The following is a 19,994-nucleotide window of genomic DNA, read 5'->3' on the forward strand; positions in this document are numbered from 1 at the left end:
TTTAACTCCAAGACGTTGCCCAATAGTCACGCCCCAATCGCGATGATTGTGGATCGAATCGATCCATCCTGAACGCGATCAATTCCATGTTGTTAGGAGCGGGGTGCGGGCGAGCAGCCGCTACCCGCCTTCCTCACCCCGCGCCAAGCGCGACTCACGAGCCGGACAGGTGCAGTATGTCATTATAGGTCGCGAAAACCATCAACATCAGCACCAGGCCAAGCCCGATCCGGAAGCCCATCTCCTGTGCCCGCTCGGACATCGGGCGGCCGCGGACAGCTTCGACCGCATAGAACAAGAGGTGCCCGCCATCCAACAACGGAACCGGAAACAGGTTCAGCAATCCGATGGACACGGAAAGAACGGCGGCAAGATGGATCAACGCGCCGAAACCGATCGTGGCGACCTGCCCGGAGATTTGAGCGATCCGAATCGGTCCCCCGACCTGGTCGGGGTCCTCGCGGCCGGTGAAGATCCCGCCAATATAAGCCAGCGTGCGGTCGACCACGAACCAGGTCTCCTTCACGCCCAGCCACAGCGCCGTGGCCGGGTTGACTCGTTCGGTGGTGACATCTCCGGGCGAAGTCGCGCGCGAAATCCCGAGCACGCCGATCCGGTGTTCGTTACCGAACCGGTCCTTGATTTCCTTCAGTTCCGGCGTTCCCCGCAGGTCGACGATCGAATCACCGCGCTTCACCGCGAATGTCAGCGTCTCGCCGGCGCTGGTTCCGACGATGCGCTGCATATCCGAAAAGCTGTCGATCTTGCTGCCATTGATCGCGGTCACGACGTCGCCGGGCTTGAAACCTGCGACGTCGGCCGCGCTGCCGGCCAGCACGCCGTCGACGCGCGCGGTTGTGCTGGGTTTGCCCAAAATCGTGAACAGGCCAGCGAAAATGAAGATCGCGAGGATGAAGTTGGCGATCGGACCCGCAGCGACGATCGCAGCGCGCCGGCCAACATTCTTGTGATGGAAGCTGCCGTCGCGCTCCTCCGCCGTCATGGATGCGAGCGCCGCACTCGACGGCGTGCTTGCCTCGGTATCATCGCCGAAAAACTTGACGTATCCACCGAGCGGGATGGCCGAGAGCTTCCAGCGCGTCCCGTGCCTGTCGTTGAAGCCGACCAGTTCCGGACCGAAGCCTACGGAGAAAGTCAGGATCTTCACGCCAGCCCAGCGCGCAATCAGGAAGTGGCCCAACTCATGAAAGAAAACAACGATCGTGAGGACAAACAGAAACGGAACGATGTAACCTATCAGACCGTTGCTTAAGGTATTGAAACCATGAAGAAAAAACTCGGCCATTCCGTTTCCCTCGTCCAGCGCCGGAGGCGCTGGTCCCGAACGTCCTAGAGCCTTTCCGCTTCTGACGGACTCAGAAGCGAGCCTCTACGGTTTTGGTTCGACGCGTGTTCATTACGCGAACCGTTGAATCCATAACCCGTGCCCGGATCAGACCCGGGAACACGCTTCGCCCCAAAACACCATCGCCTCCTCCGTCATTTGATTTCTAACATCCGCATCAGGCTTTAGCGAGCATTCCTGCGAAGGTTAGACTCGAAGGATCACCAGCAAATATAAGTTGCCAGTGAAGTTTTGAACCTGACATTTGCGTGTAAACCCGCCTCCCGACAGAGGAGCGCGACGTCCATTCATTGCACTAGGACGCCTTTGCGGCAATTTGTGGCAAAAGCGAAGCCGCCATATTTCGCGCGTTATGGTCAACGGCGATGGCGTCGTCGGCGGACGCCAGAGGCGCGAGATTTCCCGCCCGGATCCAGCCATTCAGGGTCGCTTCGACGAGGCGTGCGATGGCCCCGAATCTGATCTTCTCGGCGATGAACGCCGCAACCGCAATTTCGTTCGCAGCATTGTAGACGGTGGTCGCGCCGTTCCCTGTCCTCAGCGCGTCATAGGCCAACCGCAACGCCGGGAACCGGGTGAAATCCGGGGCCTCAAACGTCAGTTGCCCGATCTTGGCGAGATCGAGCTTCGTCGCCGGGCCCGCGATGCGCTCCGGCCAGCCGAGGCAATGCGCGATCGGGGTCCGCATGTCGGGCGTGCCGAGTTGAGCGACGACGGAGCGGTCGGAGAACTCGACCATGCCGTGGACGATCGATTGCGGATGGACCAGCACGTCGATCTCGTCCGGCGCCAGCGCAAAAAGGCAGGCGGCCTCTATGACTTCGAGTCCCTTGTTCATCATCGACGCCGAGTCGATGGTGATCTTCCGCCCCATGCTCCAGTTCGGGTGTTTCAACGCCTGCGCCAGCGTCGCGTTCTCGATGTCGGCTGCCGCCCAGGTACGGAACGGCCCCCCCGACGCGGTAATGATCACGCGCGTAAGTTCGTCGCGGTTTCCCGAACTCAGGGCCTGAAACAGCGCATTATGTTCAGAATCGGCCGGCAGGATGCAGGCTCCGGCCTTGACGGCGCGCTGCATGAAGAAATCGCCGGCGCAGACCAGGCATTCCTTGTTCGCAAGCGCGATCGTCGTCCCGCGATCGACGGCCGCAAGCGCGGGCTTCAGCCCGGCCGCCCCGCTCACTGCAGCCATCAACCAGTCGGCCGGCCGCGAAGCCGCCTCGATGATCGCGCTTTCACCGACGCCGCACTCGATATCACTGCCGGCGAGCGCATCCTTCAACTCGCCAAAGCGCGAGGTGTCGGCGACGGCGACAAACCGCGCGTCAAACTCCCGCGCGAGCTTGACGAGAACCTCGACATTGGAATTCGCGGTCAGCGCCTCGACACGGTAGCGGCCGCGCGCACCGCGCAGCAAATCCATCGTGCTGTCGCCGATTGAGCCGGTTGCTCCCAGAACCGTTACGGTCCTGACGCCGGCCTGAGCCGGCTTGTCGTTTTTCAACGGAACAGCACTCATACCTCACCAAACCATAAGAGCATGACCGATGCCATTCGCATCGCCCCGCAGAAAGCCGAAAAGCGCAGCCACAACGATCGCCGCGACAAAGCCGTCGAGGCGGTCGAGCAAACCGCCGTGTCCGGGAATGATCTGGCTGGAGTCCTTGACCCCGAAACGTCTCTTGACCGCCGATTCAAACAGGTCGCCCGATTGCGACACGACGGACAGAAAAGCGGCGAGTAACAGCAAAGGCGTCAGTTTTCCAATACCAACCGCGGCAAATCCCGCCGCGACAACAAGACCGCCTGCGAACCCGCCGATCGCACCGGCCCAGGTCTTCTTCGGGCTGACGCGCGGCCATAATTTGGGTCCGCCGATGCCGCGGCCGGCGAAATATCCCCCGATATCGGCCGCCCACACCACCAGCATGACGAATATCAACGCGACGAACCCGTAGGCCTCGTCGAGGCGAACCTGGGCCGACGCGAATGCGGCCGCCGCCGCATAGCAGAAGCCGGCGACCGACCACAACCGCAACCGCCGCGACACCGCGGCGACCGTCGCAGCGCCGATCACGAGAACAACCAGCGAGAACGCGCCGTATCCAAGCGCCAGACTCAGGCCGGACAGGATGAGCGCAGCAATCCCTGCGGCGACGATCTGTTTTTCCCGCGCGGCGCCGACGATCGTCAGCCATTCGACGTACATGCCGATGGCCGCGAGCGTTACAAGACCGATCCATAGCGGCCCGCCAGCCCATGCGATCCCGATCGCAGCAGGCGCGAGCACAAGCGCCGCTATGATGCGCGTGCGGAGATTTCGCGATTCTCCTGCAGCAGCCGGCGCGAGTTGATCCTGTGTCACACTAGTGTCCCGATTCCAAAATTCGCAGGTCCTTGCAGCAGCCTTTGATGCGAACTCGGATCAAAGGGACACCGGCAATTTTACGATTCAAGTATGGTTCGGGCTCGGAAGTTCGCCTGGCGGACCCGTGGGGAGAATGAATCGAGCTTCTGAACCACCACACCGGTCACGATCCGGTTTTCACAGCCAGCCCGCCGAAGCGGCGTTCGCGTCTGGCATATTCCGCAATAGCGCCCTCGAGCGCGGTCTTGTCGAAGTCCGGCCAGTGAATCGGCACGAACACGAACTCGCTATAGGCGGCCTGCCACATCAGGAAATTCGACAGTCGCTGCTCGCCGCTGGTGCGGATGATCAGGTCCGGATCGGGAATGTCCGGCGCGTCCAGGTATCGACCAAGCATATCAGCATCAATCGTGGCCGGGTCGCGCTTGCCGTCGGCGACCTCACGCGCAAGCCGCTGTGCGGCGTTCGCGATTTCCTGCCGCGAGCCGTAGTTGAAGGCGACCACGAGATTGAGGCGGGTGTTGTCCTTGGTCAGTTCCTCCGCCTCGATCAGCAGCGCACTGATATCCGGCTCCAACCCTTCACGTTCGCCAATGACTCGTACGCGCACGCCGTCGCGATGCAGCGTTGCAAGGTCATTGCGGACAAATCTCCGGAGCAGGCCGAAGAGATCACGTATCTCGGTCGCGGGCCGCGACCAATTCTCGGAGCTGAAGGAAAAAATCGTCAGGTAAAGAATATTCAATTCGCAGGCAGCGCGGACCACGCGTCTCAGCGCATCGACACCGCGGCGATGGCCCTCCGCCCGAGGGAGCCCTCTTGCGGCCGCCCATCGGCCGTTGCCATCCATGATGATCGCAACGTGCAACGGCGTGTCGATTTGGTCCGATCCCTCGATTGCAGGCGCAACAGCGTTCGACATCAGGCCAGTCCAGTCCCGGCTAAACGGTGAGGATTTCCTTTTCCTTGCCCGCCAGCAATTGATCGATTTCGGAGATTACCCCGTCCGTCGCCTTCTGAACATCGTTCGCCAGGCGCTTCTCGTCGTCCTCGGAAATCTCGTGATTTTTCTCGAGCTTCTTGATCGCATCGAGTCCGTCGCGCCGGACATGGCGAACCGCCACCTTGGCCGCCTCGGCATATTTGTGCGCGATCTTCACCAGTTCCTTGCGACGCTCTTCGTTGAGTTCGGGGATGCGCAGGCGCAGGACCTGTCCTTCGGTGGCCGGGCTCAACCCGAGGTTGGAGTCGACGATCGCCTTCTCCACCGCCTTGACCATCGATTTATCCCAGACCTGCACCGACAGAAGCCGCGGCTCGGGGACACTGATCGTCGCCACCTGGTTCAACGGCATGTGGCTGCCATAGGCCTCGACCTGCACCGGATCGAGCATCGACGAGGCGGCCCGCCCCGTCCGCAAGCTGCCCAACTCATGCTTGAGGGACTGGGTCGCTCCCTGCATCCGGCGTTTCAGCTCGCCGATATCGAAATTCCCCGACGCCATGCCGCTCTCCAATCCGGAACCTGACCTACATTCAACCTGACGACACCGATCAACTGGCGACGATCGTTCCGCGACCGACGCCCCTCAGGATGGCGCCGATCGAACCCGGTTCGGCGATCGAGAATACAATGATAGGCAGCGACGTCTCGCGGGCAAGCGCGAAAGCGGTCGCATCCATGACCTTATAGCCGCCTTCAAGCGCCTGCGAGTGGCTTAACCGCTCGAACCGTTTGGCAGACGGATCTTTCTTCGGGTCGGAACTGTAGACGCCGTCCACATTGGTCGCCTTGAGCACGGCCTGCGCACCGATCTCGGCGGCGCGAAGCACGGCGGTGGTGTCGGTCGTGAAAAAGGGATTGCCGGTGCCGCCGGCGAGCAGAACGATGCAGCCCTCGGCGAGATATTTGTGCGCCGCGCCGCGGGTGAAGAGTTCGCAGACTTCGGGCATCACGAAGGCGGACAGCGCGCGGGCCGGCTGCCCGCGGCGTTCGATGGCAGCCTCCAGCGCAAGGCAGTTCATGACGGTCGCAAGCATTCCCATCGTATCGCCGGTGGGCCGGGAAACGCCTCGGGACGACACCTCGACGCCGCGGAATATGTTGCCGCCACCGACGACAACCGAGATTTCAGTTCCCAGTTCGCGTGCTGCGATCAGATCACCGGCGATACGGTCGATGGTCGGCTGGTCGATGCCGAAGGGTTGCGAACCGGCCAGATATTCCCCGGACAGCTTAACGACGACGCGACGATAGGCCGGCTCATCCATGATGCGTTAGCTCCGCCGCCAATGGTCCGATTCCAACATACGAATCCGCCGCTATTGCCTGACGTCCCTCTCCCCAACCCTCTCCCGCAAGCGAGAGAGGGAGCGCGCAGTGCTTCAGTGAAACGCTTCCATCAAAATGTTGACCTAAGCGGTTTGTGTTTTGACGGAAACAAACTGATTCAGGCCCGGCGTCAGCCCTGCCCGGCAGCCGCGGCGACTTCGGCTGCGAAATCGGATTCGGTCTTCTCGATGCCCTCGCCGAGAGCATAGCGCACAAAACCCGTCAGCTTCACCGGCGCGCCGACCTTAGCCTCGGCCTCCTTGAGCGCCTGGCCGACGCTTTTCTTGTCGTCGAAGATAAACGGCTGTTCCAGCAACGTCTGTTCCTTGAAGAAAGTCTTCAGGCCGGACTCGGTGATCTTCTCGATCATGGCCTCGGGCTTGCCCTGCTGCCGGAATTTGTCTGCGAGGATGTCCTTCTCACGCTTGACGACGGCGGGATCGACCCCCGACGGATCGATGGCCAGCGGGTTCGAGGACGCGACATGCATCGCGATCTGGCGGCCGAGCGCGGCCAGTTCGTCGGCGTTGCCCGCCGACTCAAGCGCGACAATCACGCCCATTTTCCCGGCGCCATCGATGACGGCATTGTGGACATAGCTTGCGACAATTCCCTTGCTGACTTCGAGCAAGGCCGCACGACGCAACGTCATGTTCTCGCCGATGGTGGCGATCGCATCTGAAATGGCCGTCTCCACCGTGGCGCTGCCGACCTTGGCGGCCTTGATCACCTCGACGTCGGCGCCGACGCTGAGCGCGACCTGCGCCACCATCTTGACCAGGCCCTGGAACTGGTCGTTGCGCGCGACGAAATCGGTTTCCGAATTGACTTCAACGACGACGCCCTTGTTGCCGCTGGTGACGGCGCCGATCAGGCCCTCGGCTGCGACGCGGCCGGCCTTCTTGGCGGCCTTCGACAGCCCCTTCTTGCGCAGCCAGTCGATCGCAGCCTGCATGTCACCGTTGTTTTCCGTCAGCGCCTGCTTGCAATCCATCATGCCGACGCCGGTGGTTTCGCGCAGGTCCTTGACCATCGCTGCGGTGATTGTCGCCATTGCTGTGTGCCCTTTGCCTGTCAGGAGACTGCGGCGCAACTCGCCGGCCGCCGTCTCTACTCAGGAAACAAGTCAGAAAACTCATTGTGAAAGAGGGTGGCCGCGAAACCGCCACCCGTCACGTCATTCGGCTTCGGCCGTCAGCGTCTTGGCCTGAGCGACCCAGCCGTCGGCCCGGCTCGGAAGCCCGAGCTCTTCGCCGATCTTGTGCGCGGTGTCATGATCGAGTTCGGCGAGCTGCCAGTAGTGGAAGATGCCGAGGTCGTTGAACTTCTTCTCGATCGCCCCGGACACGCCCGTGAGCTTCTTGAGATCGTCGGCGACGCCCCGCGGACCCGCAAGGCCCTGGAATCCGGATGGCGGCGCGGCCGCCGGAAGCTCTTCCTGGATTGGCTTAACCGAAGCGCCGATATCGATGCCGGATTCGCCCTGGGCGCGCGAAATGCCATCGATCGCCGCTCGCGCAATGAGGTCGCAATACAGACTGATGGCGCGACCCGCATCGTCGTTGCCCGGAACGATGTAGGTGATGCCCTTGGGATCGCAATTGGTGTCCACGATCGCCGCGACCGGGATGTTCAGCCGCTGCGCCTCCTGGATTGCGATGTCTTCCTTATTGGTATCGATCACGAAGATCATGTCGGGCAGACCGCCCATGTCCTTGATGCCGCCGAGCGAGCGATCGAGCTTGTCGCGCTCGCGCTGCAGCGTCAGGCGCTCCTTCTTGGTGTAGGAGTTGGCATCGCCGGAGCTGAGCACCTCATCGAGATGGCGCAGCCGCTTGATCGAGCCGGAAATGGTTTTCCAGTTGGTCAGTGTGCCACCCAGCCAACGCGAATTGACGAAATACTGCGCCGACCGCTTCGCGGCCTCCGCGACGCCGTCCTGCGCCTGGCGCTTGGTGCCGACGAACAGGATGCGGCCGCCCCTGGCGACGGTATCGCTCACGGCCTGCAGCGCGCGATGCAGCAGCGGCACGGTCTGCGCGAGATCGATGATGTGGATGTTGTTGCGCGCACCGAAAATGTAATCCGCCATTTTCGGATTCCAGCGGTGCGATTGGTGGCCGAAATGAACGCCAGCCTCTAGCAGCTGGCGCATGGAAAATTCAGGAATCGCCATGGTTCAATTCTCCGGTTGGTTCCTCCGGAAACGTGTGAGCAGCGCAAGCCATCAAACCAAAAGGCATCAAACCAAAAGGAATGCGGCCGGCTGCCACCGGACGGCTGTTCAGGCCATGTTTCCGTGTGAGATGGCGGGCTTATAGCCGCCGCCCTGCCCTGACGCAAGGATTTCCGGCCCTTATCGCATTTGCGAGCGAAGCATGTCTTCGGGCCTGCCCCGGGGAGTGGATACCGGTTCGCGTGAAGAAAATCGGCATCCGGTTAAGGGAACAATGTCGGTCAGACCGACGAATCCGAACCGGCACTGCCGCCTAGCATTTGGCGACGTTCGGCGGGCACTTTTTGGCCCCGCCACGAGATGGCGGCCCCGGATGAGCGGCAGGCGCCGGCCGTGGTGGCGCGACAGCCCTTGGTGGAGGTGCGGCGCGTGGTGGAGGCGCCATTTGCGGCGGCGGGACCATGTGCGGTGCTGACCGCTGCGGCGCAGGTCTCGGAGGCGCCGCCATCCGCTGCATCGGCGGTGCCATATGCGGCGCGGGACGCGGCGGCGAGGTGACGCGTGGCGGCGGCGCTGCATGCAGTCGCGGCGGAGCGGACCTGGGAGCAGCCCGTGGCGGCGCGACAGTCGTTGGAGCCGCTCGGGATGGCGATGTCGACCTTCGGAGGTGCGGCTCTGCTTGCGGCTCTCGTGGCCGTCTTGCAGCGCGGGGTTGTGGCGCAGCCGGACCGGATGCGCCACCGGCCGGCCCCGTGGTCGGCGGCCGTCGAACACCGGAAGCCGGTTCCCCCTCCGGAACGGTTACGCCAGGTCCAGATTTTGGTCCAGGTCTTGGCGTCGCCGCACCGGGCGGCGGCGTACCCTTGCTGCCAGGCACCGGCAGGGCGCGAGCCTTTGGAAGCTGCGTGTTGTTCGAATTTGGGCCTGGCGCGGGCTTGCCGGGCTGCGCCGCTATCGCGGGCGGGCGCCCGGTCGCGGCCGGGGCCGGGCCAGTTGTAGCGGGCTGCTCCGCAACCGGCTGAGCCTGTGTGCCGCCAGCCGCAGGTGGCGCACGGCGTGGTCCGGGCGGCCTGTCTGTCGACCTTCTGAACGATCCGGCTTTCGCAGCCGGATTAATCGACGCGCTTGGGGGGACCGGCGCTTTCCCTTCCTGAATCAGGGTTGCCTTCCGCATCACAGCGGCCGGTAGCGCGGGTCCTGGATGTACAGCGGGCTGGCTGACCTGACCTCGCGCGGCGGGGGTACGCCCTGGAGCCGTTCCGTTGCGCGGCGCGGCCGGGTTCACCAGAGGCGCTGCCGGATTTGCTGCGAGCGGCGGACGGTTGATGACGTTATTGATCACCGTCGTGTTGTGAATGTTGGTGAAGATGATGTCGTTCGGGGGAGGCTGGACGTAAGCCGGAGCCCTGACATAGGCCGGTATCGGCACGAACAACGGGCTCGGCAGATAGAACAATCCGACCGGCGGCAAAGGCGGCTCCAGCACGACGAAGTCCGGTGGCGGCGGGGGCAGGAAAAACACCGGCGGCGGTGGCGGCGGCGCGAAATCGAAATCCGGATCGCTGAACATCAGCACCGGCCGGTCGACATAGACAATCTCGTCGGAAGGCGGCGGTGGCACATCGTAGTCCAGCATCGTGAACGTTTGCGGCGGCTCGAGTGCAGCCGACAGGATCGCAAGCCTGCGCCGCGCATCCGCAGCGTGAGGCCCGCGCGGATAGCGTCGCAGGTACGACCAGTAGGCGTCCGGCGTGTCGGCCCGATAGCTGCGCTGCCAGGTAATCGCCTCGCGACGCGCCGCGATGATCGCCCTGACCCGCTTCGCCATCGGATCCTGCGGATAAGCAGCGATGAAATCCTCATAGCCCTGCAAGGTGTCGCGATCGAGCGCGGCCTGATAGGCGTCCGACGCGCCAAGATCACGGACCGGTTTGTCACGCACCGTCACCGCCTGGCCAGACGACGCGGCCGCTGGCGCATCCGGCGCACGATCGAAGAACATGAATTGCGCATCGTCGACCTTCTGCGTGTCCCATGGCACCTGAGCGCCCTTGGTGTCCTCGTTGACGCGCAAGCGCACGCGGTTGAACAACTCGGGAAGCGGCAGGCCGCCGGTGCGGATCATTTCAGCCACCGCCCGCGCGTAGGCTCCGTATGGCCCCGGCTCTTCCGGCGCAACCGTGCCCGGCGCAGCATTGAATGCGATCAGCATCCGCGGATTGGGTTCGACGAGCGCCAGGCCGCTTGCAATCGATCCGTCTTCGATGAACGGCTGCTCGCGCGCGATGTCCAGCATGACGACGCTGAGCTTCAGGGGTAACGCCGTGAGCTGACGCATGTAATCGCTGATGCGCAGGCCCTCGGTTGGAATATCGGTGTCATGCGCGATCGTCGAATCCACCGGGATGAAATAGTTCTCGCCGGAAAACTGGAGGCCATAACCTGCAAGATAAACCACAGCGACAGTGTCAGGGCCGGATGCTTCCGCCTTCTTGATGAAATCGCGGAACGCACCACGCAACGTGTCGCCGTCAAGGTCGCGGGCGCCGGTGACGTCAAAGCCCGCCGCCTGCAAAGTCTGCGCGATTAACCCGCCATCGTTTGCAGCCGTTGCGAGCGGCGCCTTGGCGTAAGCACCATTTCCGATCACAAGCGCGATACGCTTTTCCTGTTGCTGGGCAATGGCCGCGCTCGGGATCACCGAGAACGCACCGAAGAGAAACAGACATGACGCAAAGATTGCGAGGCCTCTGTTCAGGCGCATGATCGTTCTACCCTACCAACAGCCAAACACGGCTTTGCGGTATTCAGCGCGCGGGTCTCTGAACATTATTTGAACGAAAAGCGGTCCGAACAAGGCACTTCCAGGAAGAGGTCTATTGTAAGACCGCCCCCTCGAGCGACGAATAAGAATCCCGGCAGTCGATATTGGCTTAGAGCGCCTGGACGTCCACGACCCCGGACACCGCCTTGATCGCGCCTGCGACCTGCGGCGAGACCCGAAAACGGCCGGGAAGCTTGATTTCCACCTCAGTTTCGAGGTCCAGCAACATCACCAGCGAAACGTCGCCATCGCCGGACGCCCTTGGTGCGGGAACTTTGGCGGACCCGCCCGGGTCGTCATTCTCGGGCACCTGCAGGCGCTTCACGATCGAATCCAGCGGGCGGGTATCGCGCAGGAAAATTCGAAGGCCCTTCTGGGTCTTTGCCGCCGCATCATCCAGTGGTTCAGCGTGCAGAATCCGGGCGCGCACCTCATCGCCCTGCAGTTCCGCGCCGAGTTGCAGCAGCACTGCTGCTCCCGGTTCGAGCACCTCGCGAAATTGCGCCAGCCCTTCAGAAAACAGAACAGCCTCAAAATGGCCGGTCGGATCGGACAGCCCGAGGATTCCCATCTTGTTGCCCGTTTTGGTCCGCCGCTCCATTCGCGAGACGACCGTTGCGGCGACCTTGCCGGCGGTCGCACCGGTTTTCACGGCGCGGGAAAACTCAGCCCATGACTGGACGCGCAGCCGTTTCAATGCCGTCGCGTAGTCGTCGAGCGGATGTCCGGACAGGAAAAACCCGACCGCCTCGTACTCGCGCCTCAGCCGATCGGCAGGCAGCCAGGGCTCGACCTGAGGCAGCATGATGGCCGGTGCATCCGCCATGCCGCCGAACATGTCATTCTGACCGAGTATCGCGGCTTCGTGGCTGCGCTGGCATGCCGCGAGGATCGCCTCGGCGCCCGCGAACACGCGGGCGCGGTCGGGCTCGATCGCATCAAACGCGCCGGCAGCCGCAAGGCTTTCGATCACGCGCTTGTTGATCGCGCGCGGCGGCACCCTGGCGGCGAAATCGGCCAGCGAGGTGAACAACCCGCTCTTGCGGACTTCGACGATCTGTTCGACCGCCTGCGCGCCGACGCCTTTCAGCGCCGCAAGCGCATAGCAGATGACGCCATCGCTGACTTCGAAGGTCGCGCCGGAGCGGTTGATCGAGGGCGCTTCGACCTTGATGCCGAGGCGGTGGGCTTCGGCGCGAAACTCCGAAAGCTTGTCGGTGTTGCTCATGTCGAGCGTCATCGACGCCGCCAGAAACTCGACCGGATAATGCGCTTTCATATACGCCGTCTGGTAAGACACAAGCGCGTAAGCTGCGGCATGGCTTTTGTTGAAGCCGTAATCGGCGAATTTCGCCAGCAACTCGAAAATCGTTTCCGCCTGCCCCTTGGGCACGCCGTTCTTCACGGATCCGGCGACAAAAATCGCGCGCTGCTTTTCCATTTCCGCGCGGATCTTCTTGCCCATCGCGCGGCGCAGCAGGTCGGCGTCGCCGAGCGAATAGCCGGCCATGACCTGCGCGATCTGCATCACCTGCTCCTGATAGATGATGACGCCGAAGGTCTCCTTCAGGATCGGCTCCAGCATCGGATGGAGATATTCCGGCTCCTCCTCTCCATGCTTGCGCGCGCAGTAGGTCGGAATATTCGCCATCGGTCCCGGCCGATACAGCGCAACAAGCGCGATGATGTCCTCGAAACGGTCCGGGCGCATGTCCACCAGAGCCCGCCGCATGCCCTGACTTTCAACCTGGAACACGCCGACCACGTCGCCCCGCGTCAGCATCTGGTAGCTCGCCGCATCGTCGAGCGGCAACGTGGCGAGATCGATGTCGATATCACGCTGCTTCAAAAGCTTAACGGCGACGTCGAGGACGGTCAGCGTCTTCAAGCCGAGAAAGTCGAACTTCACGAGTCCTGCCGGCTCCACCCACTTCATGTTGAACTGGGTCACCGGCATGTCCGACTTCGGATCGCGATACATCGGCACCAGTTCGCTCAAGGGACGGTCGCCGATCACGATGCCCGCGGCATGGGTCGAGGCGTGACGCGTCAGTCCCTCGAGGCGCTGGGCGATATCGAACGCACGCGCCACCACCGGGTCTTCGTCGCGAAACGCCTGCAGCTTCGGTTCACTCGCGATTGCCGCGGCCAGGGTAACGGGCGCCGCCGGATTTTGCGGGACCAGCTTGGTCAGCTTGTCAACCTGCCCGTAAGGCATCTGCAGCACACGGCCGACGTCGCGCAGCACGCCGCGCGCCTGGAGCGTTCCAAAGGTGATGATCTGCGCGACCTGATCGCGGCCGTAGCGCTTCTGCACGTAGTCGATGACCTCGCCTCGCCGCTCCTGGCAGAAATCGATATCGAAATCCGGCATCGACACGCGTTCGGGATTGAGGAAGCGCTCGAACAGCAGACCAAACCGGATCGGATCCAGATCGGTGATGGTGAGCGCATAGGCCACCAGCGAGCCGGCGCCGGAGCCACGGCCCGGTCCCACCGGAATGCCCTTGGACTTGGCGTGCTTGATGAAGTCCGCGACGATCAGGAAGTAGCCCGCATAATGCATGCGGGTGATGACGTTGAGCTCAAAAACCAGACGCGCGCGATAATCCTCCGTCGCGGTTCCCTGCGAGACACCGTGAACCGCTAGGCGGTTGGCAAGCCCCTCTTCCGCCTGACGCCGCAGTTCGGCGGCCTCGTCGTTGTTCGCATTTGCCATGTCAGCGGCTGAGCCGACGGTGAAATGCGGCAGGATCGGCTTGCGCGTCAGGGGCCGGAACGCACAGCGTTGCGCAATTTCAATCGTGGACGACAGTGCCTCCGGAATGTCGGCAAACAGCACAGCCATTTCCGCGCGGGTCTTGAAGCGATGATCCGGCGTTAGCTGATCGCGATCGGTCTCCGCGACAAGGCGGCCGCCGGCGATACACAGCAAAGCATCGTGGGCTTCGTAGTCTTCCGAAGTGGCGAAATACGGCTCGTTGGTTGCGACCAGAGGAAGACCCTTGGCATAGGCGAGATCGATCAACGCGCCTTCGACGCGCCGTTCCTTGTCAAGGCCGTGGCGCTGCAACTCGACATAGAGCCGGTCGCCGAAAATCCCGGCAAGGTGATCGCAACGCGCAGCCGCAAGGGCGGGATGATCGGCATTGAGCGCCAGAGCCACCGGCCCATCGGGGCCGCCGGTCAAGGCTATCAACCCTTCGCTTTCGTCCCGAAGCCACTCCACCCTGATGTGGGGGATCTGATGCTCCGAGGTTTCGAGGAACGCCCGGGAATTCAACCGCATCAGGTTCCGATAACCAGCCTCGCGCGTTGCCAGCAGCACAATCCGGGCAAAGGGGAGCGCGTTGCGCGCCGAAAGGTCCTGATCGCCGAACTCGACCGCGAGTTCACACCCGACGATCGGCTGGATCCCGTAACCCGCAACCTTATCGGAAAATTCCAGCGCACCGAACATATTGTCGGTGTCGGTGAGCGCCAGCGCAGGCTGATGGTCGGCCTTGGCCAGTTCGGCCAGCTTCTGGATCTTGATCGAGCCCTTCAGCAGCGAATAGGCCGAATGGACGTGCAGGTGGACGAAACCGGCGTTGGCGGCAGCGGACTTCTGGATCATGGGCGTTCATCGGGTGCAGGTGATATGCTGACGGCCTAAGCCGACTCGCAGCGGATGGTGGTGACTTGCACCCGGCATGTCCATGCGAAACCCCGGCGCGAGCGTCGGGTATTCCGGCTTTTCCCAGAGCAGCCCGCGAAAGACGGCCGTTCGCTCACGAGAGCTGCGGAATAAGTTGCGCCCAGACGGCGACCATTCCGACAAACAGCACGATCGAGGCCAGCGCCGCCGCCTCCTCCACGAAGATTTTCAGCATAATGCCCTCTTCCGAATGAAAACATAACAAGAACATTGTTTCTGTTTTGTTCTCAAAGTCAAGGGGCAGCAGAGGGACACCCCAGGTAATGTCCCCCGTGGTTAATGGCATGACGGAGATAGTCTAGATTTAATTCTGAGTCTGATTCCGACCCTGCAGAATATGTTGTTCCGCGATCGCCAAGTCCTGCCGAAACCTGGCAATGGCTTGAAGGTTGACCTCGAACACGATTGACTCTGCTTCCTCGGTATCCTGGTCCAGCATCAACAACCTTATACCGGCCCGGCCATCCGGGCGAACCAGCGTCTCCGACTCAATCACCACCACGGTCCGACGATCGCGTTTTTTTTGTTCGCTCATTGCTTCCCCAAGTGCCTGACTGGCCACCATCTTACTTCATCTGAACCAGAAAATAGCTTTTATTTTTGGGCAGCCAGACCGCCATTTGCTTGGATCGGTTGACGCGCGGAAGACCTCATTGCGGGCCCAGCGCGTCTGCCATCTCCCGGATGATAGCGCGGGCGGCGGCTTTCGGATCCGGCGCCGCGTAAATGGGTCTGCCCAACACCAGATAATCGGCTCCCGCACGGATGGCTTCAAACGGCGTCGCCACGCGCTTCTGATCGTGCCGGTCGCCGCCGCTAGGACGGATGCCGGGTGAAACGACCATCAGCTTGTTGCGCGTATGCTTGCGAAGCTCGGCGGCTTCGAGCGCGGACGCGATGACGCCGTCGACCCCGACCTCAAGCGCCTTCTTCGCCCGGGCGATGACGAGGTCCTCGACATTGCATTCGAAACCCATCTCCTTGATGTCGTCGGCATCCATGCTCGTCAATATGGTAACGCCGAAGATTTTCATGTTGGCGTTGCCGCGGCCGGCGACCGCAGCTTTCATGATGCTCGCAACGCCGTGCACGGTCAGGAAGGTGATATTCAATTCGGCGGCTTGCGCAACCGCGCGCTGAACGGTCTCCCCGATGTCGTAATATTTGTAATCGAGGAATACCCGCTTGCCCTGCGCGATCAGTTCCCTGGCGAACTCGTTTCCGCCGACAAGCTGCAGGCCCAAACCGATCTTGTAAAAAGACACCTCGTCGCCCAGATCGCGAACGAGCTTCTTCGCGTCCTCGACATTCCAATAATCGAGAGCGACGATCAGCTTCTCGCGGGCGAGGTCGTGGAGGTCTGTCATGCCTGGCGCCGGGCCGCTTGCCATCGGGATTTACAGAAGATTACGAAGGTCGACGTCGGCACCGAACGTTCAGGATCAATGCCAAGCCTTGGACCAGAGCCTGTTTTCCTACACGAAGCTGGTCCACGCAAGAGACATATCGCGACAGAGAGACGCCAATAATGATAATGCCGGGACAGCTTTTTCAACGATCCGTCAGGGTCCGAAAGCTCGCTGAAGGCATTGTCATGACCATCCATCGCCGGGATTTCAATCAATGCGCACAGCGTTCCTGATCGCTTCCGCCATCATCTGCTCCTGCGCGAGCGCCCACGCACAGGCCTGGGACAGCCGCTTTCCGGTGTGCATGGTGATTTACGGGCCGTTCGCATACAACGACTGCAGGTATATGACCCTCGAGCAATGCAGGGCGCTGGCGTCAGGACGCCCCGCCCAATGCCTGGAGAATCCGTTTTTCGCCGGCCCAAAAGATGGCTCGAACCACCCGCCGCGCCGACGGCATGGCCGTTGAGCGGACAAGCCAGGCACGGCCCACCGAGTGGCGCCGCCCACTTCAGTCCAGTTCGACGACCTGACCGTTCTCAAGCGAGACCCGCCGGTCCATCCGGTCCGCAAGCTCCATGTTGTGCGTCGCGATCAGCATCGCCACGCGCGTGGCTTTCACAAGCTGCATCAGCGCATTGAAAACATGATCCGCGGTGTGTGGATCCAGATTGCCGGTGGGTTCATCCGCCAACAGCACACGCGGCGCATTGGCGACCGCTCGCGCGATCGCGACCCGCTGCTGCTCGCCACCGGACAACTCCGCCGGCCGATGGGTGACGCGATCGTCGAGACCGAGATAGGCGAGAATTTCGCGCGCGCGCTTGACCGTCTCCGAGCGTTTGAGGCCGCGGATCATCTGCGGCAGCATGACGTTTTCGAGCGCCGTGAATTCCGGAAGAAGACGGTGCGACTGATAGACAAACCCGATATCGGTGCGCCGTATCTGCGTACGCTCTGCATCGGAGAGACCCGACGTCGCGGTTTCTCCGATATAAACCTCCCCCGCATCCGGGCTCTCAAGCAGCCCGGCGATGTGAAGCAAGGTCGATTTGCCGGATCCCGAGGGCGCCACCAGCGCAACAGACTGGCCCGCCCATAAAGCGAGCTTCGCGCCGTCCAGAATGGTGAGCCTGGCTTCGCCTTGCACGTATTGCCGCTTGATATCGTGCAGATAAACGACCGGTATCTCCTTTTCCCCCTCCATGTCCGCCGCTCACTCGTACCGCAGCGCTTCGACGGGATCGAGACGCGCGGCGCGCCACGACGGGTAAAGGGTCGCGAGAAACGACAGCGTCAATGCCATGATCACAACAGCGCTGGTCTCGCGAAAATCGATTTCGGCCGGCAATTTGGACAGAAAATAAAGCTCCGGCGAGAACAGCTCCGTGCTTGTGAGCCATGACAGGAATTCCCGGATCGATTCGATGTTGAGACAGATCACCAGCCCGACGACAAAGCCGGTGAGCGTGCCGACGACGCCGATCGCCGCGCCGGTAATCAGGAAAATACGCATGATCGATCCTTGCGACGCGCCCATGGTGCGCAGGATCGCGATATCGCTGCCCTTGTCCTTGACCAGCATGATCAGGCCGGAAACGATATTCAGCGCGGCGACGAGGACGATCAGCGTCAGGATCAGAAACATCACGTTGCGCTCGACCTGGAGCGCGTTGAAAAACGTCGAATTGCGTTGTCGCCAGTCGACCAGAAACACCGGCCGGCCTGCGGCCTCCGTCACCGACTTGCGGAATTCATCGATCTTGTCCGGGTTGTCGGTATAGACCTCGATCGCGGTGACGTCGTTGGCGCGATTGAAATAGGCCTGCGCCTCGGCGAGCGGCATGAACACGAAGGTGGAATCGTATTCGGACATCCCGATCTCGAAAACCGCCGCGATCTTGTACGGCTTGATGCGCGGCGTCGTGCCCATCGGAGTCACCGCCCCGCGTGGCGCCACCAGCGTGACGCTGTCGCCTGCGTGCAGCGAGAGCTGATCGGCAAGACGCCGCCCGATGGCGACCCCCTGCCCTTCGTCGAAGCCCTCGAGCGTGCCCTGCTTGATGTTCTTGGCGATGGAGGTGAGGTTGTTGAGGTCGTTCGCCCTGATGCCCCGGACGAAAACGCCGGCGGCGTTGAACGGCGACGACGCAAGCGCCTGACCGTCGACGACGGGCGCGGCAAGCCGAATTCCGGGCGCCTGACTGATGCGGTCGGCGACGTCCTTCCAGTCAGTGAGCGGCGACTCCAGCGGTTGGACCAGCAGGTGCCCGTTGAGACCGAGGATCTTGCTGAGCAGTTCCGTGCGGAAGCCGTTCATGACCGCCATCACGATGATCAGCGTGGCGACGCCGAGCATGATGCCAAGGAAAGAGAAGCCGGCAATGACCGAGATGAAGCCTTCCTTCCGCCGCGCCCGCAGATAGCGTCCGGACAGCATCCACTCGAAAGCGGCAAACGGCTTGGTCCGGAGCGGCTGGGTCATGGTCTCATCCATTATTTGATAATCCCATGATTCGCGGCCAATTGTGGCCGGAATGGCATTGAACGTCGCGCGCGGTGGATAATCGCTACGCTGTCAACCGCGCAACGGCATCCTCCAGCGCGACATTCTCACGTGTGCCGTCTGCGCGCCGCTTGATCTCGACCTTGCCCTCGGCGAGCCCCTTGGGTCCAACCATCACCTGCCAGGGAACACCGATCAGGTCGGCGGTCGCGAACTTCGCGCCTGCCCGCTGGTCGGTGTCGTCGTAAAGCACGTCGAACCCTTTGGCCGTAAGCTCGCGGTACAGCCGCTCGCACGCGGCGTCCGTATCGCTGGCGCCCTGTTTCAGATTGAGGATCGCAACCGTGAACGGCGCCACCGCGTCCGGCCACTTGATGCCGGCCTCGTCGTGACAGGCTTCGATGATCGCACCGACCAGGCGGGAGACTCCCACGCCGTAGGAGCCGCCATGGATCGGCTGCTCGACGCCGTCGGGTCCCGCCACCAATGCCTTCATCGATTCGGAATATTTGGTGCCGAAATAAAAGATCTGGCCGACCTCGATGCCGCGGGTATGGATGCGCTTCGCCTCCGGAACCTCGCGCTCGTAGCGCGCTGCGTCGTGCACGTCCTCGGTGGCGGCATAGGCCGTGGTCCACTGCTTGACGATGGGCGTCAGATCGCCGTCGTAGTCCACTTCGGTGCCGGGCACCGGAAGATCGAGGACATCCTTGTCGATATAGACGCCGGACTCTCCGGTCTCGGCGAGAACGATGAATTCATGGCTGAGGTCGCCGCCGATCGGGCCGGTCTCCGCGCGCATCGGGATCGCCTTCAGCCCCATCCGGGCGAAGGTGCGCAAGTACGCGACGAACATCCGGTTATAAGAGCGCCGCGCGCCGGCCTCGTCGAGATCAAACGAATAGGCATCCTTCATGAGAAATTCGCGGCCGCGCATGACGCCGAAGCGGGGGCGCTGCTCGTCGCGGAATTTCCACTGGATATGATAGAGATTGAGCGGCAGGTTTTTATAGGACCGCACGTAGCTGCGGAAAATCTCCGTGATCATCTCCTCGTTGGTCGGCCCGTACAGCAACTCGCGTTTGTGGCGGTCCTGAATCCGCAGCATCTCCGGCCCATAGGCGTCGTAACGCCCGCTCTCGCGCCAGAGGTCGGCGAGTTGCAGCGTCGGCATCAGCACCTCGATCGCGCCGGCGCGATTCTGCTCCTCGCGCACGATCGCCTCGATCTTCTTGAGCACGCGAAGACCCAGCGGCAGCCAGGCATAAATGCCGGCCGCCTCCTGGCGTATCATGCCCGCCCGCAGCATCAGCCGG

General features: G+C 62.3%; 16 protein-coding genes. 1 reads left to right on the plus strand and 15 read right to left on the minus strand.

Annotated features, from left to right (window positions below):
• Positions 1–154 precede the first annotated feature (154 nt).
• From rseP to pyrF, 12 genes are all read right to left on the minus strand, one after another.
• A complete protein-coding gene (gene rseP / locus BGO16_RS14680; protein WP_292619586.1) occupies positions 155–1,306 on the minus strand; it encodes an RIP metalloprotease RseP in 1,152 nt (383 codons plus the stop codon).
• A gap of 355 nt (positions 1,307–1,661) precedes the next feature.
• Complete coding sequence (dxr, locus tag BGO16_RS14685) at positions 1,662–2,885, minus strand: 1-deoxy-D-xylulose-5-phosphate reductoisomerase (protein WP_292619587.1); 1,224 nt, start codon at positions 2,883–2,885, stop codon at positions 1,662–1,664.
• Between the two features lie 3 nt (positions 2,886–2,888).
• Positions 2,889–3,731, minus strand: a complete 843-nt coding sequence (locus BGO16_RS14690; protein ID WP_292619588.1) for a phosphatidate cytidylyltransferase — start codon at positions 3,729–3,731, stop codon at positions 2,889–2,891.
• Positions 3,732–3,897: 166 nt separating this feature from the next.
• Positions 3,898–4,656 (minus strand): isoprenyl transferase, encoded by a 759-nt coding sequence (locus BGO16_RS14695; RefSeq protein ID WP_292619589.1) that lies wholly within the window; start codon positions 4,654–4,656, stop codon positions 3,898–3,900.
• A gap of 19 nt (positions 4,657–4,675) precedes the next feature.
• Positions 4,676–5,239: a ribosome recycling factor gene (gene frr, locus BGO16_RS14700; protein ID WP_292611750.1), complete on the minus strand. Its 564-nt coding sequence runs from the start codon at positions 5,237–5,239 to the stop codon at positions 4,676–4,678.
• A 49-nt stretch (positions 5,240–5,288) separates the two neighbouring features.
• Entirely contained in the window at positions 5,289–6,005 is a 717-nt protein-coding gene (gene pyrH, locus BGO16_RS14705) for a UMP kinase (protein ID WP_292619590.1), read from the minus strand.
• 191 nt (positions 6,006–6,196) lie between these two features.
• The gene (gene tsf, locus BGO16_RS14710; RefSeq protein WP_292619591.1) at positions 6,197–7,120 is read right to left on the minus strand and encodes a translation elongation factor Ts; all 924 of its coding nucleotides are present in this window, start codon (positions 7,118–7,120) and stop codon (positions 6,197–6,199) included.
• 123 nt (positions 7,121–7,243) lie between these two features.
• On the minus strand, positions 7,244–8,242 hold the full coding sequence (locus BGO16_RS14715) for a 30S ribosomal protein S2 (protein WP_292619592.1): 999 nt from the start codon (positions 8,240–8,242) through the stop codon (positions 7,244–7,246).
• A gap of 313 nt (positions 8,243–8,555) precedes the next feature.
• Positions 8,556–11,006 (minus strand): caspase family protein, encoded by a 2,451-nt coding sequence (locus BGO16_RS14720; protein ID WP_292619593.1) that lies wholly within the window; start codon positions 11,004–11,006, stop codon positions 8,556–8,558.
• Between the two features lie 169 nt (positions 11,007–11,175).
• Positions 11,176–14,682 carry a DNA polymerase III subunit alpha gene (dnaE, locus tag BGO16_RS14725; protein ID WP_292619594.1) on the minus strand — a complete coding sequence of 1,169 codons (3,507 nt, stop codon included), beginning with the start codon at positions 14,680–14,682 and terminating at the stop codon, positions 11,176–11,178.
• 385 nt (positions 14,683–15,067) lie between these two features.
• Positions 15,068–15,328: a hypothetical protein gene (locus BGO16_RS14730; RefSeq protein WP_292619595.1), complete on the minus strand. Its 261-nt coding sequence runs from the start codon at positions 15,326–15,328 to the stop codon at positions 15,068–15,070.
• A gap of 85 nt (positions 15,329–15,413) precedes the next feature.
• Positions 15,414–16,130, minus strand: a complete 717-nt coding sequence (gene pyrF, locus BGO16_RS14735) for an orotidine-5'-phosphate decarboxylase (protein WP_292619596.1) — start codon at positions 16,128–16,130, stop codon at positions 15,414–15,416.
• Positions 16,131–16,386: 256 nt separating this feature from the next.
• On the opposite strand from pyrF, the gene BGO16_RS14740 reads away from it, so the two are divergent.
• Positions 16,387–16,641, plus strand: coding sequence for a DUF3551 domain-containing protein (locus tag BGO16_RS14740; RefSeq protein ID WP_292619597.1), 255 nt, complete (start codon positions 16,387–16,389; stop codon positions 16,639–16,641).
• Between the two features lie 42 nt (positions 16,642–16,683).
• Here the strand turns inward: BGO16_RS14740 and BGO16_RS14745 are convergent, their stop codons facing one another.
• The 3 genes from BGO16_RS14745 to proS all read right to left on the minus strand — a co-directional run.
• The gene (locus BGO16_RS14745) at positions 16,684–17,379 is read right to left on the minus strand and encodes an ABC transporter ATP-binding protein (RefSeq protein WP_292619598.1); all 696 of its coding nucleotides are present in this window, start codon (positions 17,377–17,379) and stop codon (positions 16,684–16,686) included.
• Between the two features lie 9 nt (positions 17,380–17,388).
• Positions 17,389–18,669 (minus strand): lipoprotein-releasing ABC transporter permease subunit, encoded by a 1,281-nt coding sequence (locus BGO16_RS14750; RefSeq protein ID WP_292619599.1) that lies wholly within the window; start codon positions 18,667–18,669, stop codon positions 17,389–17,391.
• 73 nt (positions 18,670–18,742) lie between these two features.
• Positions 18,743–19,994: proline--tRNA ligase (proS, locus tag BGO16_RS14755; protein WP_292619600.1), on the minus strand; the 1,252-nt coding region annotated here is incomplete at its 5' end.

This window comes from Nitrobacter sp. 62-23 (assembly GCF_001897285.1).
In the GTDB taxonomy this organism is placed as follows: domain Bacteria; phylum Pseudomonadota; class Alphaproteobacteria; order Rhizobiales; family Xanthobacteraceae; genus Nitrobacter.

What these genes read in the sequence shown, in the direction of transcription:
- dxr (WP_292619587.1), bottom strand. Translation starts at nt 2,885, where the DNA reads ATGAGTGCTGTTCCGTTGAAAAACGACAAGCCGGCTCAGGCCGGCGTC.
- BGO16_RS14720 (WP_292619593.1), bottom strand. Translation starts at nt 11,006, where the DNA reads ATGCGCCTGAACAGAGGCCTCGCAATCTTTGCGTCATGTCTGTTTCTC.
- BGO16_RS14730 (WP_292619595.1), bottom strand. Translation starts at nt 15,328, where the DNA reads ATGGTGGCCAGTCAGGCACTTGGGGAAGCAATGAGCGAACAAAAAAAA.
- pyrF (WP_292619596.1), bottom strand. Translation starts at nt 16,130, where the DNA reads ATGACAGACCTCCACGACCTCGCCCGCGAGAAGCTGATCGTCGCTCTC.
- BGO16_RS14715 (WP_292619592.1), bottom strand. Translation starts at nt 8,242, where the DNA reads ATGGCGATTCCTGAATTTTCCATGCGCCAGCTGCTAGAGGCTGGCGTT.
- BGO16_RS14745 (WP_292619598.1), bottom strand. Translation starts at nt 17,379, where the DNA reads ATGGAGGGGGAAAAGGAGATACCGGTCGTTTATCTGCACGATATCAAG.
- pyrH (WP_292619590.1), bottom strand. Translation starts at nt 6,005, where the DNA reads ATGGATGAGCCGGCCTATCGTCGCGTCGTCGTTAAGCTGTCCGGGGAA.
- dnaE (WP_292619594.1), bottom strand. Translation starts at nt 14,682, where the DNA reads ATGATCCAGAAGTCCGCTGCCGCCAACGCCGGTTTCGTCCACCTGCAC.
- rseP (WP_292619586.1), bottom strand. Translation starts at nt 1,306, where the DNA reads ATGGCCGAGTTTTTTCTTCATGGTTTCAATACCTTAAGCAACGGTCTG.
- frr (WP_292611750.1), bottom strand. Translation starts at nt 5,239, where the DNA reads ATGGCGTCGGGGAATTTCGATATCGGCGAGCTGAAACGCCGGATGCAG.
- BGO16_RS14750 (WP_292619599.1), bottom strand. Translation starts at nt 18,669, where the DNA reads ATGGATGAGACCATGACCCAGCCGCTCCGGACCAAGCCGTTTGCCGCT.
- BGO16_RS14740 (WP_292619597.1), top strand. Translation starts at nt 16,387, where the DNA reads ATGCGCACAGCGTTCCTGATCGCTTCCGCCATCATCTGCTCCTGCGCG.
- tsf (WP_292619591.1), bottom strand. Translation starts at nt 7,120, where the DNA reads ATGGCGACAATCACCGCAGCGATGGTCAAGGACCTGCGCGAAACCACC.
- BGO16_RS14695 (WP_292619589.1), bottom strand. Translation starts at nt 4,656, where the DNA reads ATGTCGAACGCTGTTGCGCCTGCAATCGAGGGATCGGACCAAATCGAC.